This is a genomic window from Streptomyces sp. NPDC004542 (assembly GCF_040610035.1).
Taxonomy (GTDB): domain Bacteria; phylum Actinomycetota; class Actinomycetes; order Streptomycetales; family Streptomycetaceae; genus Streptomyces.
Map to the genome: position 1 here is coordinate 71,881 of NZ_JBEXLP010000004.1, position 14,468 is coordinate 86,348.

Consider the following 14,468-nt stretch of genomic DNA (forward strand, 5'->3'; position numbering starts at 1 on the left):
CGTCCGATGACCGACCCCGAGGAGCCGCGATGCGTGTCGCCCTGTTCCTGACCTGTGTCAACGACACGCTCTATCCGGACACCGGCCGAGCGGTGGTGAAACTGCTGACCAGACTGGGCGTCGAGGTCGACTTCCCGATGGCCCAGACCTGCTGCGGGCAGGCGCACTACAACACCGGCTACCGTCATGAGGCCGAACCACTGGCCCGGCATTTCTCCGATGTCTTCCGGGAGTACGAGGCGATCGTGACGCCCTCCGGATCGTGCGGGGCGATGGTGCGGGAGCTGTATCCGCGCATGGGCGAGCGGGCCCGCGCCGAGGGGCGCGGGGACGGGCTCGCGGCCGTGCTGGCGCCGGTGGTGCCGAAGACGTACGAACTGACCGAGTTCCTGGTGGACGTGCTGGGGGTGACGGACGTCGGGGCGTACTACCCGCACCGGGTGACGTACCACCCGACCTGTCACGGGCTGCGGGGTCTGGGGCTCGGCGAGCGGCCGCGCCGGCTGCTCCAGGCCGTCAAGGGGCTGGAACTGGTGGAGTTGCCGGGAGCCGAGGAGTGCTGCGGCTTCGGCGGGACGTTCGCGGTGAAGAACTCCGACGTCTCGGCGGCGATGGGCGCGGACAAGGTGCGCAACGCCGAGTCGACGGGCGCGGAGGTGCTGTGCGCGGCCGACAACTCCTGCCTGATGCACATCGGCGGCACCATGACCCGGCTCGGAGCCGGCATACGGCCGGTGCACATCGCGGAGATCCTGGCGAGCACGGAGGAGGAGCCGGCCGTATGAGCGGAACGTTCGTCGGGATGCCCGCTTTCCCCGAGGCGGCTCACGAAGCCGTGCACAACCGGACCCTGCGCGGCAACCTCCGCCACGCCACCCACACCATCCGCGCCAAGCGGGCGAACGCGGTGGCGGAGGTGCCGGACTGGGCGCAGCTGCGCGAGGCCGGCAAGCGGATCAAGGATCATACGCTCCGTCACCTGGACCGTTACCTGCTCCAGTTGGAGGAGTCGGTCACGGCGGCGGGCGGCATCGTCCACTGGGCGGCGGACGCCGACGAGGCCAACCGGATCGTCACCGGACTCGTCAAGGCCACCGGCGAGTCGGAGGTCGTCAAGGTCAAGTCGATGGCCACGCAGGAGATCGGGCTCAACGAGGCGCTGGAGGCCGAGGGCATCCGCGCCTACGAGACCGATCTCGCCGAGCTGATCGTGCAGTTGGGCAGGGACCGGCCCTCGCACATCCTCGTCCCCGCCATCCACCGCAACCGGGGCGAGATCCGGGACATCTTCCGCACCGAGATGAAGGAGTGGGGCCGCCCGGCCCCCGAGGGCCTGACCGACACGCCCGCCGAACTCGCGGAGGCGGCCCGGCTGCACCTGCGCGAGAAGTTCCTGCGCGCCAAGGTCGGCGTCTCCGGCGCCAACTTCATGGTCGCGGAGACCGGCACGCTGGTGGTCGTCGAGTCCGAGGGCAACGGCCGGATGTGCCTGACCCTGCCCGAGACGCTGATCTCGGTGGTCGGCATCGAGAAGATCGTGCCGACCTGGCGGGACCTGGAGGTCTTCCTGCAGACGCTGCCCCGCTCCTCGACGGCCGAGCGGATGAACCCGTACACGAGCATGTGGACGGGCACCACGGACTCCGGGACGGCCGACGGTCCGCGCACCTTCCACCTGGTCCTCCTCGACAACGGCCGCACCGACACCCTCGCCGACGAGGTCGGCCGCCAGGCGCTGCGCTGCATCCGCTGCTCGGCCTGCCTCAACGTCTGCCCGGTGTACGAGCGGGCGGGCGGCCACGCCTACGGCTCGGTCTACCCGGGGCCCATCGGTGCGATCCTCAGCCCGCAGCTGCGGGGCACGGCGAGCGAGATCGACGCCTCCCTGCCGTACGCGTCCTCCCTGTGCGGCGCCTGCTACGAGGTCTGCCCGGTCGCCATCGACATCCCCGAGGTGCTCGTCCACCTGCGGGAGCGGGTCGTCGAGGGCGGGGCGGTGACGCGGGAGGGCAACAAGGTGGTGCTCCAGCCCGCGAAGGGGCACGCCGCCGAGCGCGCGGCGATGCGGGCGGCCCGCTGGGCGTTCACGCATCCGGGCGCCCTGCGCGCCGGACAGCGGCTCGCCTCGCGCACCCGCCGCCTCCATCCACGGACGCTGCCCGGCCCGGGCAGGGCGTGGAGCGGGACGCGGGATCTGCCGGCCGTACCGGAGGAGCCGTTCCGCGACTGGTGGCAGCGCACACGAGGTGGGAAGGACGGCGCGAAGTGAGCAGCAGGGAGCGGATCCTGGGCCGGGTGCGGCGGGCGCTGGCGGACGTACCGGCGGACGACGTGCCGTACGAGCAGGCGGTTCCGCGTGACTACCTGCGCGAGCACGGCGGGCTCGGTGCCCGGGAGACGGTGGATCTGCTGGCCGGGAACCTGGCGGACTACCGGGCGGTCGTGCACCGGTGCACGGCCGGCGAACTGGCCGCGACGGTCGGCCGGTTGCTCGCCGAGCGGGGATCGAGGACCGTGCTGGTCCCGCCGGGTCTCGACGAGCGCTGGCTCGAAGGCGCCGACGTGGAGCGGGTCGCGGACCGCGCCGGGAGCACCCCGCACGAGCTGGACCGGGTCGACAGCGTGGTCACCGGCTGCGCGGTGGCCATCGCCGAGACCGGCACCATCGTCCTGGACGGCGGCCCCGACCAGGGCCGGCGCCGCATCACGCTGGTCCCCGACCACCACATCTGCGTGGTCCGCGTCCCCGGCCAGGTCGTCTCCTCCGTCCCCCAGGCCCTCGAACGCCTCGACCCCACCCGTCCGCTGACCTGGATCTCCGGTCCGTCGGCGACCAGCGACATCGAACTGGACCGGGTGGAGGGCGTGCACGGGCCGCGGACGCTGGAGGTCGTGCTGGTGGACTGAGCCGGAGGAAGCGGCGGGTGGCCGGACGACACGTGACGGGTGACAGGTGACAGGTGAGGGGTGACGGGTGACGGGTGACCAGCGGGTGAACAAGCGCTTGGACAGCGCGGGACCCGATGCCCGCCCCAGCCGAAGGGCCCCGACGAGGTGACCGGACTGCTCGAGCACGGCGCCGCCGGCCCGGAGGGCCTCGGCGCCCGCGTCCGTGCCGAGGCCACCCGCACCGGCTGGCACGGCAGCAGCGGCTACGGCGTGGCGCTGGGCGAGTTCGCGGAGCGGTACGGCGACGCGGTCGGCCCGCGCACCACCGTGTTCGTACTCGATGACGCCCGGACCCACATGAGCGAGCCGAACCTGGCCGCCGTACGCCGTATCACCGGACGGGCCCGCCGGTTCTACTGGCTGAATCCCGAACCACGCCCCCGGCGGGGCACGGGCGACCCGGCCGCGCCCGCCTGCGCGGAACGGGTCGAGATGCACGGGTGCCGCTGCCGCACGGCCCGGCAGCTCGGCGGGCTGACCGGACGGCTGCTGCCGGTGTGACTCGAGCCCCCTCGGCCCGGCGTCACCGGCCCGGTCCGGCCTCCGCCCTGGCCTGCGCGAGGTAGTTGTACGCGGAGGCACGGGAGATCCCGAGCCGGCCGGCGACCTGTTCGACCGCCCGGCGCACCGCGAACACGCCCCGTTCGTCGAGGCCGCGGAACAGCTCCAGGCGCTGCGCCCGGTCGAGCTGGGACCAGCTCGCGTTCTGCCGCAGCTGGTGGGCGTCGACGATGGCGTCCACCACCGCGTCGATGTCGTCGCCGAAGGCGGTGGTCGGCGGCTCGGCGGCGTCCGTGCCGGCGAGGGCGCCCAGCAGGGTGTGGGCCTGGGTCAGCGCGGTGAGATCGAGGTTCACGCACAGCGCGCCGAACACCGCGCCGCCGGAGTCCCGCAGAAGCATCGTGGAGGACTTCACGAGCTTCCCGGCCGGGGTCCTGGTGAGGTAGTTCAGCTCGTCCGCGGCCGTGTCGCCCCGGGCGACCATGCGCATGCCGATCTCGCTCATCGCCCCGCCCACCGCGCGTCCGGTCACCTCCCCGGCGATGGCGACCACCGACTTCTCCGGTCGCCGGTAGTCGTGCAGGACCACCTCACAGACCGGGCCGAAGGTCGCCACGATGCCGTCGACGACCGGACCCAGCGCCGCGATGATCGCGTCCCGCTCCGCCTCCAGGGGGAGCACGTCGGCCATCGGGACTCCTTCGCTCGGCGGGCTTCCGAGACTACCCGTCCAGGCTGTGTACGGGGAGTCCAGCCCGAGGGGCCGGGGAAGCCGCCGCGCGGCCCGCTTCGCCCGCGTGCCGCCGCACCGTGTACACGGCGACGGCGTACGCCGTGTCCAGGACGAGACAGGCCACGAAGAAGTAGTGCATCAGCGCGGTCCCGTGGCCCGGTACCGGATCGGGGTCGGTGAGCAGCGTCAGGGAGGCGCAGCCGGTACCGGCGAGCTTGGTCAGCGCGATGCCGAGGGACTGGCCACGCAGGCCCCGGCGGGCGGCGAGCATCCCGAGGAACATGGCCGACATCGCCACGTTGCTGCCGAACGCGGTGATGGCGCCCCCGCCGTCGTCGAACTGCTCGGAGGCGAGGTTCATGCCCGGGTAGGCGAGCAGCAGGACGGCGGCCAGCGCCGGCAGGAACAACCGGTCGGGCAGGTAGGGGAATTCGGCCCGGCCGAAGCGGACGACGGTGTAGCCGATGACGAGGTCGAAGCAGAACCACACGATGTTGATCACCAGCATGGGGCCGGACGGAGGCCGCACGAAGGAGAACATGAACTCCCAGCTGAGGTTGGTGGCGAACGCGACCAACGGCATGCCGAAGGTCCGCTCCTTCAGCCCCGTGCGGATCAGCAGCACATAGGCAGCCGTCCAGAAGAGACCGGTCCCGAGAAGAGAAACCGTGTGCAGTGCCTGCATGGTGACCCTCCCTCAGGTAACACGCTCCCGCGCGTGCCGGTGACCACTCTGGCACGATGCCCCTGACCGATGTCATGTCCACCACCCTGGACGACAGCGGGGATCCCCGGCCGGTCCCGCTCCGCTCGGCTCGGCCGCCGAGGGCGCCGAGCGGAGACCGGCCCCCCAGGCGCCCTGCCCGGTCCGGTGCTCCATACGGCCGGGCATGGTGTCCCCCATTGGATGCTCATGGATGCCATGGCCTACGTTCGATAGACGTCAGTGATGACCTACCGCCCCCGGAGTGACACATGTCCAAGATCCTTTTCGTGATGACCGGCGCCGACCACTGGACCCTGGCCGACGGCAGCAAGCACCCCACCGGCTTCTGGGCGGAGGAGGCCGCCGCGCCGTACCGGGCCTTCAAGGACGCCGGTCACGACATCGTCGTCGCCACCCCCGGTGGTGTGGTCCCGACCGTGGACGCCGGCAGCCTGGCCGCCGAGGTCAACGGGGGTCAGGACAACGCCGACGCCGTCCGGCGCACCCTCGAGGAGATGACCGAGCTGCGCTCACCGGTCCGGCTGGAGGACGTGCGGCTCGACGAGTTCGACGCGGTCTTCTACCCCGGCGGGCACGGCCCCATGGAGGACCTGGCCGTCGACGCCGGCTCGGGCCGGCTGCTGGTGGAGACGCTGCGGTCGGGCAAGCCGCTGGGCGTGGTCTGCCACGGCCCGGCCGCCCTGCTCGCGGCCGTCACGGCCGACGGCGCCAACGCCTTCGCCGGCTACGAGGTGGCCGCGTTCACCAACGCCGAGGAGACCCAGGCCGGCTTCGCCGACAAGGCCAGGTGGCTGCTCCAGGACCGGCTGACGGAGGCGGGCGTGGCGGTCCGGGAGGGCGAGCCGTGGGCACCGAACGTGGTCGTGGACCGCAACCTGGTCACCGGCCAGAACCCGGCCTCCTCCGCCCCGCTCGCCGCCGAACTGCTGAAGAAGCTGGGCTGAACGCCGGACCGGACGGTGTCCGCCCGGTAAGACGCCGTCCGGTGCGGCGTGCGATCCATACGCCGGGTCGGCAGGGGAGGCGGACGTGACGGCAGCGGAAGGTGATCGTCCGCCGTCATGGGGCAGCCCCGCCCAGCGCGTCCTCCTGGCCGTCCAGACCCTGTCGGCCCTCGGTGGCCCCTTCTCCTGGGTGGCGGTCGCGCCGCCGACGCCGCACAGCACCGGCTCGGTGGCCCACAGGGGCGTGGTCACCGGGCTGACCGGCGTCGCCTCGGCCGGCATCCTGCGGCCGGCCGCCGGCGAACGCCCGGTGGGCGGGACGGTGTGCGCACCGGGCAGGGTCCCGTCAAGGGCTCCGCCGCCCGGCCTCGGCACGGTCGCGCTCACCCTCGTCGTCTCGGCCCCCGCCGGCTACGCCCTGGCCAGGCTCCGCCCGCGCGGCGGCGGGGCGCTGAGCCCGGCGCTGCTGATCGCGCAGATGATCCCCGGCATCGTCATGGCGACGGGGTTCTACGGCGTCTTCCTCCACCTGGGCCTGCTTCGACGGCGCCGCCGACCGTCCGCGGAAGCCGACGGGCCGCTGCCGGCCGGCCCGTCCTCGACCGGGGTTCCCGCGCCTGATGCCGGCAGGCGCGGGAACCCCACCGGCCGGTCCGGTCCCGTTCGCCGGCGGCCGGCCGCTCGCGACGGGGTGGCGGTGTCCTCACAGGAAGCGAGGGACTAGGTTGTGCGGCATGAGCAACCTTGACCGCGCTCCCGTGCCGAGCCTGTGCGGTGGCCGGGGATTCGTCGTCGCCGAACCCGTCCGCGAACTGCTGAGCCCCCGCCACGTCCGACTCGGCGGGTCGACCGAGGTGCGCCGGCTGCTGCCCAACCTGGGCCGGCGCATGATCGGCGCCTGGGCGTTCGTCGACCACTACGGGCCCGACGACATCGCCGACGAACCCGGCATGCAGGTGCCGCCGCACCCGCACATGGGCCTGCAGACGGTCAGCTGGCTGCACGAGGGCGAGGTGCTGCACCGCGACTCGACCGGCAGCCTCCAGACGATCCGCCCCAAGGAGCTCGGGCTGATGACCTCGGGCCGGGCGATCAGCCACTCCGAGGAGAGCCCGAGGTCGCACGCCCGCTTCCTGCACGGCGCCCAGCTCTGGGTCGCGCTGCCCGACGCCCACCGCCACACCGAGCCGAAGTTCGAGCACCATCCGGTGCTGCCCACGGTCACCGCACCCGGACTGACCGCGACCGTCCTCCTCGGCGGCCTGGACGGCGCCGTCTCCCCCGGCACCGCGTACACGCCGATCGTGGGCGCCGACCTCGCGCTCACCCGGGGCGCCGACGTCCGGCTGCCCCTCGATCCCGACTTCGAGTACGGGGTCCTGGCGATGTCCGGCGAGGTCCACGTCGACGGCGTGCCGGTACTGCCCGGGTCGATGCTGTACCTCGGCTGCGGGCGCACCGAACTGCCCCTGCGGGCCGAGTCGGACGCCGGGGTCATGCTGCTCGGCGGCGAGCCGTTCGCCGAGGAGCTCGTCATGTGGTGGAACTTCGTCGGGCGTACGCAGGACGAGATCACCCGGGCCCGGGAGGACTGGACGAGTGGGACACGATTCGGGGAAGTGCAGGGGTACGACGGGGATCGGCTGTCGGCGCCGGAGCTGCCGGCGGTGCCGCTGAAACCGCGGGGTCGGGTGCGCTGATCTCTGGGTTTCCCGCTCTGCACGCCCACAGGGGCGACGTGAAGCACACCCCGCGCGGTTCGGCCCCGGCTGTGCGGTCGGCGCATTCCTGTACTGGGCCGTGATGGTCGCCCCTGAGGTCGGCATCCTGATCCTGGTGACACCGGCCGTGTTCGCCGGCGCCGGCTGGGAGGCTGCCCGACACCGGCGGCACAGCTGGATCGAGGCGACTTCGACCCAGGTGGTCAGCAAGCTGTTGATCACGAGGTGATGCTGTGCCCGTACGCGACGTACGGGGTCGTGCGCTGGGCTGCCGACGGCTGGGAGCATGACGATCTGTCCGCGTCGGCCTTGACCGACGCGGCACTCCCCCAGAATTTCGTCGAGCGCCTGACAGGTAATTTTGCTCTGTACAAAACTTGCGTAGGGACCTGCCACGGTGGCGCTGAAGGTACGGGGTCGAGTGCGCTGAAGACGCGCCAGTGCCGGCCTGCCTCGGTCGGACTGACGCCGGCTTCGGCGGTCCGGTCGCGCAGCAATCGGCTCGGCGAAGAAGAAAGGGAGCCCCTGTCAGCGGGTTTGCGATCACGGAAAGGCAAAAGAATAATCCCATTGAGGAGCAAAAGGCCGAGGTAGAACTCGCGCCGAACCCGCGGAAGCGGATCGCGCCCCTCTGATCCTGACGCGCACCGGGCAGGAAGCGTCGCCGCAGCCATCGCGCCGAGCAAGATCGAACACGTGCGTTGCTCAGCCGGTGCCCCGGCCCGGGGAGGGACGAGTCGTCCAGCTCGTTGCCCGACGGAAGGCCTGACAACCGCCGCGTATCCGAACGACCAGGTCAAGGGTGGCTGTGGGGCGGAGGCAGGACGGAAGGAGTCGGCCCATGCGGATCGTCGTGGACCTGAACCGGTGCCAAGGCTACGCGCAGTGCGTGTACTTGGCGCACGACGTCTTCAGGCTGAGCGGTCAGGAGGCACTCACCTACGACCCGAACCCCGATGACGAACGGCGCCTGGAGGTGCGGAGAGCCGCGGCGGCGTGCCCGGTGCAAGCGATCAAGCTCGACCGTCTGAACGGTGTGGAGCGGAGCGCGGAGCCATGACCGTGCGGGAAGCGGTCGCGGAGTTGGTGCGCAATTTCAGGGCGAACGGCCGGATCGTCATCGTCGGCGCCTCCCTGGCGGGCCTGCGGGCCGCCGAAGCGCTGCGTGACGAGGGCTTCACCGGGCCTCTGACCATCATCGGGGACGAGCCGTACGAGCCCTACGACCGTCCCCCGCTGTCCAAGCAGGTGCTCAAGGGCTGGGTGCCGGCCGACCACACGACGTTGCCCCGCATGCGGGAAGTGGACGCGGACTGGCGGCTCGGGGTGGCGGCCACCGGGCTGGACCGCACCGCCAAGCAGGTGCGCTTGGCCGACGGTCAGCAGGTCCCGTACGACCGGCTGCTGATCGCCACGGGCACCCGCGCGCGACAGTGGCCGAACCCGGCCGAGGCCGCCCTGCACGGGGTCCACACGATTCGCTCGCGTGACGATGCCGCACAGTTGCAGAAGGCGCTGGCCGAGCCGCCGTCTCGGGTCCTGGTCATCGGCGCAGGGTTCATCGGCTCGGAAGTGGCCTCCGTCTGCCGCGAACTGGACATCTCGGTGACCGTCGTCGAGCGTGGCTCGGCGCCGCTGGTCGGCGCGCTCGGCGGAGTGATCGGGGAGATCGCCGCCCAGATGCAGCGCGATCACGGCGTGGACCTGCGGTGCGGGCTGGGCGTGTCCTCACTGGAGGGCGACTCTGGCGGACACGTACGGTGCGCGCGTCTGTCGGACGGAACCACCGTCGACACCGACGTGGTGGTGGCTTCCCTGGGGTCGATCCGCAACGTGGAATGGCTGGAGGGCTCCGGGCTGGCGGCCGGCTTCTGGGGCGTCGGGTGCGACGCCGGTGGTCGTGCCTTCGACATCAACGGCGTGGTCACCGACAGCGTCTACGTGGCAGGTGACGTCGCGCGGGCGCCGCACGTGCTGTACGAGTACCAGTTCCTCGCGATGGAGCACTGGGACAATGCCGTCCTCGGCGCCGAGGTCGCGGCCCACAACATGGTGAACCTGGAGCCGCACTACTACCCGCATCTGTTGCTGCCCGGCTTCTGGTCCGGTCAGTTCGGCGTCAACATCAAGTCCGTCGGCGTGCCGCCTTTCGGCGACGAGATCGTCTTCACGCAGGGATCCGTCGAGGAGCGTCGCTTCGCGGCCGCCTACGGCCACCGGGGCCGCATCGTCGCCGCCGTCACCTTCGACCACGGCAAGTGGCTGGAGTACTACGGAGACCTGATCCAGCGGTCGGCCCCGTTCCCGCCTCCGCCACCGGGCTGGGACCGGCCGTCCGACATGAAGCCGGTTCCGGCCGAGTTCCCTGAACGCGGCGCCCCCGGGGGAGTCCCCGACGTTGTCCTGACCGGCCACGACCCGAGCGAGCGAAGGGCTGAGTTCCGTCCTCGGCGCCGCTGACGCCGACGCGGCCGCCGGGGCGAGCGTGCAAGCGGACAGACCGACAGGAAGAAAGAGGGAAGCCTCTCATGACCGAGGAAACCCCCTGGCAGCAGGCCCTCCGCTACGCCAACCGCGCCAACCCGTACCCCTTCTACGAGGAACTGCGCAAGACGCCCGTGTCGCGGCAGCCGGACGGCACCTACGTCGTCAGCACCTACCGGGAGATCGTCTCCCTGCTCCACGACCCGCGGATCAGCTCGGATCCCAGAAAGCGTTCCGCCCTGGCCCCCGCCCCGGAACCGGCCGAGGGCTCGGCCCAGCCAGGGGCCGAGCCGATCAGGGAGACCGTCATCTCCCTGGAGCCGAACATCATCCTGTGCGATCCACCCGAGCACGACCGGGACCGCCACCTGATGATGCCGCACTTCGCCGGCCCGCCGCACTCACCGCACCTGATCTCCGACCTGGAGCCCGAGATCCGCCGTATCACCGGCGGCCTGCTGGACGACATGCGGGGCAAGACCCGGATCGACGCCGTCGACGAATTCGCCTATCCCCTGCCGGTGACCGTGATCTGCAAGGTCCTGGGCGTGCCGGTGGAGGACGAGTCACGCTTCCACCACTGGATCGAGACGGCCCTGGACGCCTTGGACTTCGGGCCGGAAGCCGCCTCCGAGGAGATGCGGAGCCGGCTGGCAGGAGGTCGCCGGGCCGTGCAGGACTTCGAACGGTTCGCGGAAGAGCTGCTCGACCGGTACGCAGAGCAGCCCGGACCCGGCATGCTCTCGGCGATGGTGAACGAGGACGGCTCACAAGGGCGGATGTCCAAGGGCGTGCTGGCGAGCAACGCGCTGCTCCTGATCTTCGCCGGGCACGAGACCACGGTCAACCTCATCGCCCACAGCGTGCTGACCCTGCTGCGGCACCCGGACGCGCTGGAGAAGCTGCGCCGTCGGCCCGAGCTGATCGTGCCCGGGGTCGAGGAGCTGCTGCGCTTCGAGTCGTCGGTCCAGTTCTGGCACACCCGTTCCGCCCAGGACGACATCGACATCGCGGGCACCACCGTCCCGAAGGGCGCGCCCGTCTTCCTGGTGTACGGCTCGGCGAACCGCGACCCGGAACGCTTCACCGACCCCGACCGGGTCGACCTCGAACGTCCCGACAACCAGCACCTCGGCTTCAGCCAGGGCATCCACTTCTGCTTCGGCGCGCCGCTCGCGCGGCTCGAGGTCCAGGTCGCGGTCAGCGAGTTCTTCCGGCGCGTGGAGAACCCGCGGCTCGTCGAGGACCCGCCGCCGTACCGGCACAACCAGATCTTCCGCGGTCCGCGCCACCTCCTGGTCGACATCGACGGGATCCGCGACTGACCCGACACGTGAGGAGCGGGAGGAGTTCCGGGCGCTGCGCCGGCACTGAGCCCCAGCCGGCTGCGGATGCTGGGCGCCGAGGTCAAGCTGACCCAGGCCTATGCCCCTACCCGGCCGCACCGGTGGGTCGACAACGAGGCCCGGAACAAGCTGGCCGCGCCGCTTCTGGGTCCCGTCGACCGGGCCCTCGACGCCGTCCACCGCCACCGCGTGGCCACCTGACGCGTGGGGCCGTTCGCAGTGGACAGCCTCAGCAGACGGTGACGGCCCGCCTCCGGCCCGGCGTCATGCCGGGCCGGAGGCGGGCCGTCGTCAGCCAGGTGGAGCAAGCGCCATGACCGCGGCCCTGCTCATCCGGGTGACCGGCGGTTACCGCGATCACCGGGTACTGACACCGACCGCGCTCGTCGACGCGGCGGAGGGGTGCGGCGGCGCCGCCTCCATCGCCGTCGGCCTGGCTGCCATGGCGGCCGGTCAGGCAGGACGGCGATGGTGCCACCCGAAAGGAGGCTCCCGGGGGTCCCCGGGGGAAGGAAGTCGCTGCGGCAGCCGCCGCTGGAGCCGCGCCTCGTGACCTCGACGAGGAGCGACTGCCGCTCGCGACCACGATGGGCGGGCCCCGCCGACGGCGAGCGGATGCGGCGGCCGCCTGCCGACAACATCACCGCTCCGCTGAACGCCGGGCCGCGCCTCATCACACCCGGGGACGGTGCGTGACCTTCACCATAATTGTCCCTTTCTGGACAGATACCTGGATATAAGTAGTTCTCGGGGCTTGTCCACCACTGCGGCGACCGGCTCCGGGAATCAAGGACCAGCGGCATGGGAGAAGCGTTTGATCACGGCAGGCAAACGACACATCGGACTGGCGGCCGCGGCCGGCGTACTCGGCGGCGTGCTCGCCGTCACGGTCGGCGGCACCAGCAGCGCCGCCGATGGCGGGAACAACGCCGGGGATCAGCCGACATCGCAGGCGCCGACGGATCGGACGGCAGCCCAGGACGCTTCCGAGGCCCGAATAGACATCAGCCCCCCGCAGGGTGCCGACAACGTCGGGGTCGACGACCCCGTCCGGGTCACCGTCAGCGACGGCAAGCTCACCCAGGTGACCATGACAGCCGTCGCCACCGGCGACGAGATCCCGGGCACCCTGTCCCCGGACGGCACCTCCTGGGAGCCGGACGGCCGCCTGAAGCGGGCCACCCGGTACCAGATCGCCGCGGACGCCGAAGACGCCCAGGGCCGCTCCGTCACCGGCAACGCCACGATCAGCACGGTCTCCCCGGCCGGCGGTTTCCCCGGGCACCTCTCCCCCGAGGACGGCTCGACCGTCGGCGTGGGCATGCCGGTGACGGTCACCTTCGACAAGGCGGTCGGCGACAAGGCCGCCGTGGAGTCGAGCATCCAGGTCAGCTCCAGCAGCGGCCAGCGGGGCGTCGGCCACTGGTTCGGCGACACCCGCCTGGACTTCCGCCCCAAGAGCTACTGGAAGCCCGGCTCCGTCGTCACCGTGCAGCTCGACGTCCAAGGCGTCCGGAAGACGGTCACGTTCAAGATCGGCCGGAGCCAGATCAGCACGGTCGACGCCCGGACGAAGACGATGACCGTCGTACGGGACGGCAAGACGATCAGGACCGTCCCGATCTCGTCCGGCAGCCCCGAGCACCCGACGTACAACGGTCAGATGGTGATCTCCGAGAAGTTCGGGCACACCCATATGAACGGTGCGACCGTCGGCCTCATGAAGGACAGCAAGCCCGCGTACGACATCAAGGACGTACCGCACGCCATGCGTCTGACCGCCTCGGGCACGTTCATCCACGGCAACTACTGGGGTGCCGACTCGGTCTTCGGCCACGTCAACACCAGTCACGGCTGCGTGGGCCTGAAGGACGTCAAGGGCGGCGGCGACAGCAGCCGGCCCGCCGCGTGGTTCTTCGACAACTCGCTGATCGGTGACGTCGTGATCATCAAGAACTCCGCGGACAAGACCCCGCTGGCCGCGGACAACGGGCTCAGCGACTGGAACATGCCGTGGAGCGAGTGGGTCGCGGGCAGCGCGACCCACTGACACCGCGCCTGCTGTCCCGCCCTCCGGGACCGGCCCGCCCCGCTCCGGCCGGTCCCGGAGGGCGGGCGGATCAGCGCAGCCCGGCGAAGAGGTCGTTCTCGGGCACGGCCGCGCCGGTGGTGTCCTGGACACGTACGAACGTCTCGACACCCATCAACTCGGTGAACTTCTTCTGGCCCATCTTGAGGAAGAAGATGTTCTCGCCCTGGCTGGCGTGCGCGGCCAGCGCGTCGAACTTCTGACCGCCGTACGCGGTGGTGTCCACCCAGGTGGTGATCTCCTCTTCGGGGAGCCCGATCTCGGCCACGGCGGCGGCCTCGGCGGGATCGGGCTCCTGCCAGTCCGCACCCAGCTCGCGCATGACCTCCCCGAACCGCTGGAACATCGAGCGGGGCGCCGTCGTCCAGTACACCTTCGGTGTCGTCACGGTCATCGCCAGCGCCGCCATCGTGATGCGGTTCGCCTGGATGTGATCGGGGTGGCCGTAGAAGCCGTTCTCGTCGTAGGTCACGACCACGTCCGGCCGGTGACGGCGCAGGAGTTCCGCAAGCCGGGCAGCGCCCTCCTCCACGGGTGTCCGCCAGAACGATCCCGGGGCATCGTTGGTCGGCCAGCCCATCATCCCGGAGTCGGCGTAGTCCAGCATCTCCAGATGACCGACCTTCAGGATGCCGCAGCTCGCCTCGAGTTCCTGGCGCCGCATCAGGGCGACGGCCGCCGGATCATGGCCGGGGTCGCCCGGCTTGACACCCCCCGGCCCGTCACCGCAACTGCCGTCGGTACACGTCACGAGAACGGTGCGGATGCCCTCCGCCGCGTACCGCGCGAGGACACCTCCCGTTCCGGTCGCCTCGTCGTCGGGGTGGGCGTGCACCGCCATGAGCGTCAAGGGCCGGTCAGTCATGAAGCAGTCCTCCTGTGTGAAATGGCCTCGGTCCGAGTCCGCGGCAGGCGTACGGACGGCCGCCCGGCATCGGGCGGCCGGGCCCACCGCGGACCCGGGGGCCGTCGCG

The 14,468-nt window shown here is 71.4% G+C and carries 14 protein-coding genes and 3 pseudogenes; 14 read left to right on the forward strand and 3 right to left on the reverse strand.

Features of this window, described 5'->3' with window-relative positions; translation table 11 throughout:
* Positions 1-29 precede the first annotated feature (29 nt).
* From ABZX30_RS03880 to ABZX30_RS03895, 4 genes and pseudogenes are all read left to right on the forward strand, one after another.
* Complete coding sequence (locus ABZX30_RS03880; protein WP_355928420.1) at positions 30-785, forward strand: (Fe-S)-binding protein; 756 nt, start codon at positions 30-32, stop codon at positions 783-785.
* On the forward strand, positions 782-2,269 hold the full coding sequence (locus ABZX30_RS03885; RefSeq protein WP_355928423.1) for a LutB/LldF family L-lactate oxidation iron-sulfur protein: 1,488 nt from the start codon (positions 782-784) through the stop codon (positions 2,267-2,269). Before ABZX30_RS03880 ends, ABZX30_RS03885 begins: the two co-directional genes overlap by 4 nt.
* Positions 2,266-2,907 carry an LUD domain-containing protein gene (locus ABZX30_RS03890; RefSeq protein WP_355928426.1) on the forward strand — a complete coding sequence of 214 codons (642 nt, stop codon included), beginning with the start codon at positions 2,266-2,268 and terminating at the stop codon, positions 2,905-2,907. The genes ABZX30_RS03885 and ABZX30_RS03890 overlap by 4 nt, the downstream gene beginning before the upstream one ends.
* Positions 2,908-3,048: 141 nt before the next feature.
* A pseudogene (locus ABZX30_RS03895) lies at positions 3,049-3,450 on the forward strand (VWA domain-containing protein); the annotation flags it as partial.
* 22 nt (positions 3,451-3,472) lie between these two features.
* Here ABZX30_RS03895 and ABZX30_RS03900 read toward each other — a convergent pair.
* Both ABZX30_RS03900 and ABZX30_RS03905 read right to left on the reverse strand, forming a co-directional pair.
* Positions 3,473-4,141 carry a PAS domain-containing protein gene (locus ABZX30_RS03900; protein WP_355928428.1) on the reverse strand — a complete coding sequence of 223 codons (669 nt, stop codon included), beginning with the start codon at positions 4,139-4,141 and terminating at the stop codon, positions 3,473-3,475.
* A gap of 31 nt (positions 4,142-4,172) precedes the next feature.
* A complete protein-coding gene (locus ABZX30_RS03905; RefSeq protein ID WP_355928431.1) occupies positions 4,173-4,868 on the reverse strand; it encodes a hypothetical protein in 696 nt (231 codons plus the stop codon).
* Positions 4,869-5,158: 290 nt separating this feature from the next.
* On the opposite strand from ABZX30_RS03905, the gene ABZX30_RS03910 reads away from it, so the two are divergent.
* From ABZX30_RS03910 to ABZX30_RS03955, 10 genes and pseudogenes are all read left to right on the forward strand, one after another.
* Positions 5,159-5,854 carry a type 1 glutamine amidotransferase domain-containing protein gene (locus ABZX30_RS03910; RefSeq protein WP_355928433.1) on the forward strand — a complete coding sequence of 232 codons (696 nt, stop codon included), beginning with the start codon at positions 5,159-5,161 and terminating at the stop codon, positions 5,852-5,854.
* A gap of 364 nt (positions 5,855-6,218) precedes the next feature.
* Positions 6,219-6,395, forward strand: a pseudogene (locus tag ABZX30_RS03915) (carbohydrate ABC transporter permease); the annotation flags it as partial.
* Between the two features lie 193 nt (positions 6,396-6,588).
* A complete protein-coding gene (locus tag ABZX30_RS03920; RefSeq protein WP_355928435.1) occupies positions 6,589-7,554 on the forward strand; it encodes a pirin family protein in 966 nt (321 codons plus the stop codon).
* 67 nt (positions 7,555-7,621) lie between these two features.
* Positions 7,622-7,872: pseudogene (locus ABZX30_RS03925) on the forward strand (ATP-binding protein); the annotation flags it as partial.
* A gap of 544 nt (positions 7,873-8,416) precedes the next feature.
* Complete coding sequence (locus tag ABZX30_RS03930; RefSeq protein WP_355928436.1) at positions 8,417-8,635, forward strand: ferredoxin; 219 nt, start codon at positions 8,417-8,419, stop codon at positions 8,633-8,635.
* A complete protein-coding gene (locus ABZX30_RS03935; protein WP_355928438.1) occupies positions 8,632-10,035 on the forward strand; it encodes an FAD/NAD(P)-binding oxidoreductase in 1,404 nt (467 codons plus the stop codon). Before ABZX30_RS03930 ends, ABZX30_RS03935 begins: the two co-directional genes overlap by 4 nt.
* A gap of 68 nt (positions 10,036-10,103) precedes the next feature.
* A complete protein-coding gene (locus tag ABZX30_RS03940; protein WP_355928441.1) occupies positions 10,104-11,384 on the forward strand; it encodes a cytochrome P450 in 1,281 nt (426 codons plus the stop codon).
* A gap of 66 nt (positions 11,385-11,450) precedes the next feature.
* Positions 11,451-11,606: a hypothetical protein gene (locus ABZX30_RS03945; RefSeq protein ID WP_355928443.1), complete on the forward strand. Its 156-nt coding sequence runs from the start codon at positions 11,451-11,453 to the stop codon at positions 11,604-11,606.
* 112 nt (positions 11,607-11,718) lie between these two features.
* Positions 11,719-11,958: a hypothetical protein gene (locus ABZX30_RS03950; RefSeq protein WP_355928445.1), complete on the forward strand. Its 240-nt coding sequence runs from the start codon at positions 11,719-11,721 to the stop codon at positions 11,956-11,958.
* A gap of 264 nt (positions 11,959-12,222) precedes the next feature.
* Positions 12,223-13,455: an Ig-like domain-containing protein gene (locus tag ABZX30_RS03955; RefSeq protein WP_355928693.1), complete on the forward strand. Its 1,233-nt coding sequence runs from the start codon at positions 12,223-12,225 to the stop codon at positions 13,453-13,455.
* Between the two features lie 70 nt (positions 13,456-13,525).
* Here ABZX30_RS03955 and ABZX30_RS03960 read toward each other — a convergent pair whose 3' ends face one another.
* Positions 13,526-14,359 (reverse strand): PIG-L family deacetylase, encoded by an 834-nt coding sequence (locus tag ABZX30_RS03960; RefSeq protein ID WP_355928447.1) that lies wholly within the window; start codon positions 14,357-14,359, stop codon positions 13,526-13,528.
* Positions 14,360-14,468: the final 109 nt, after the last annotated feature.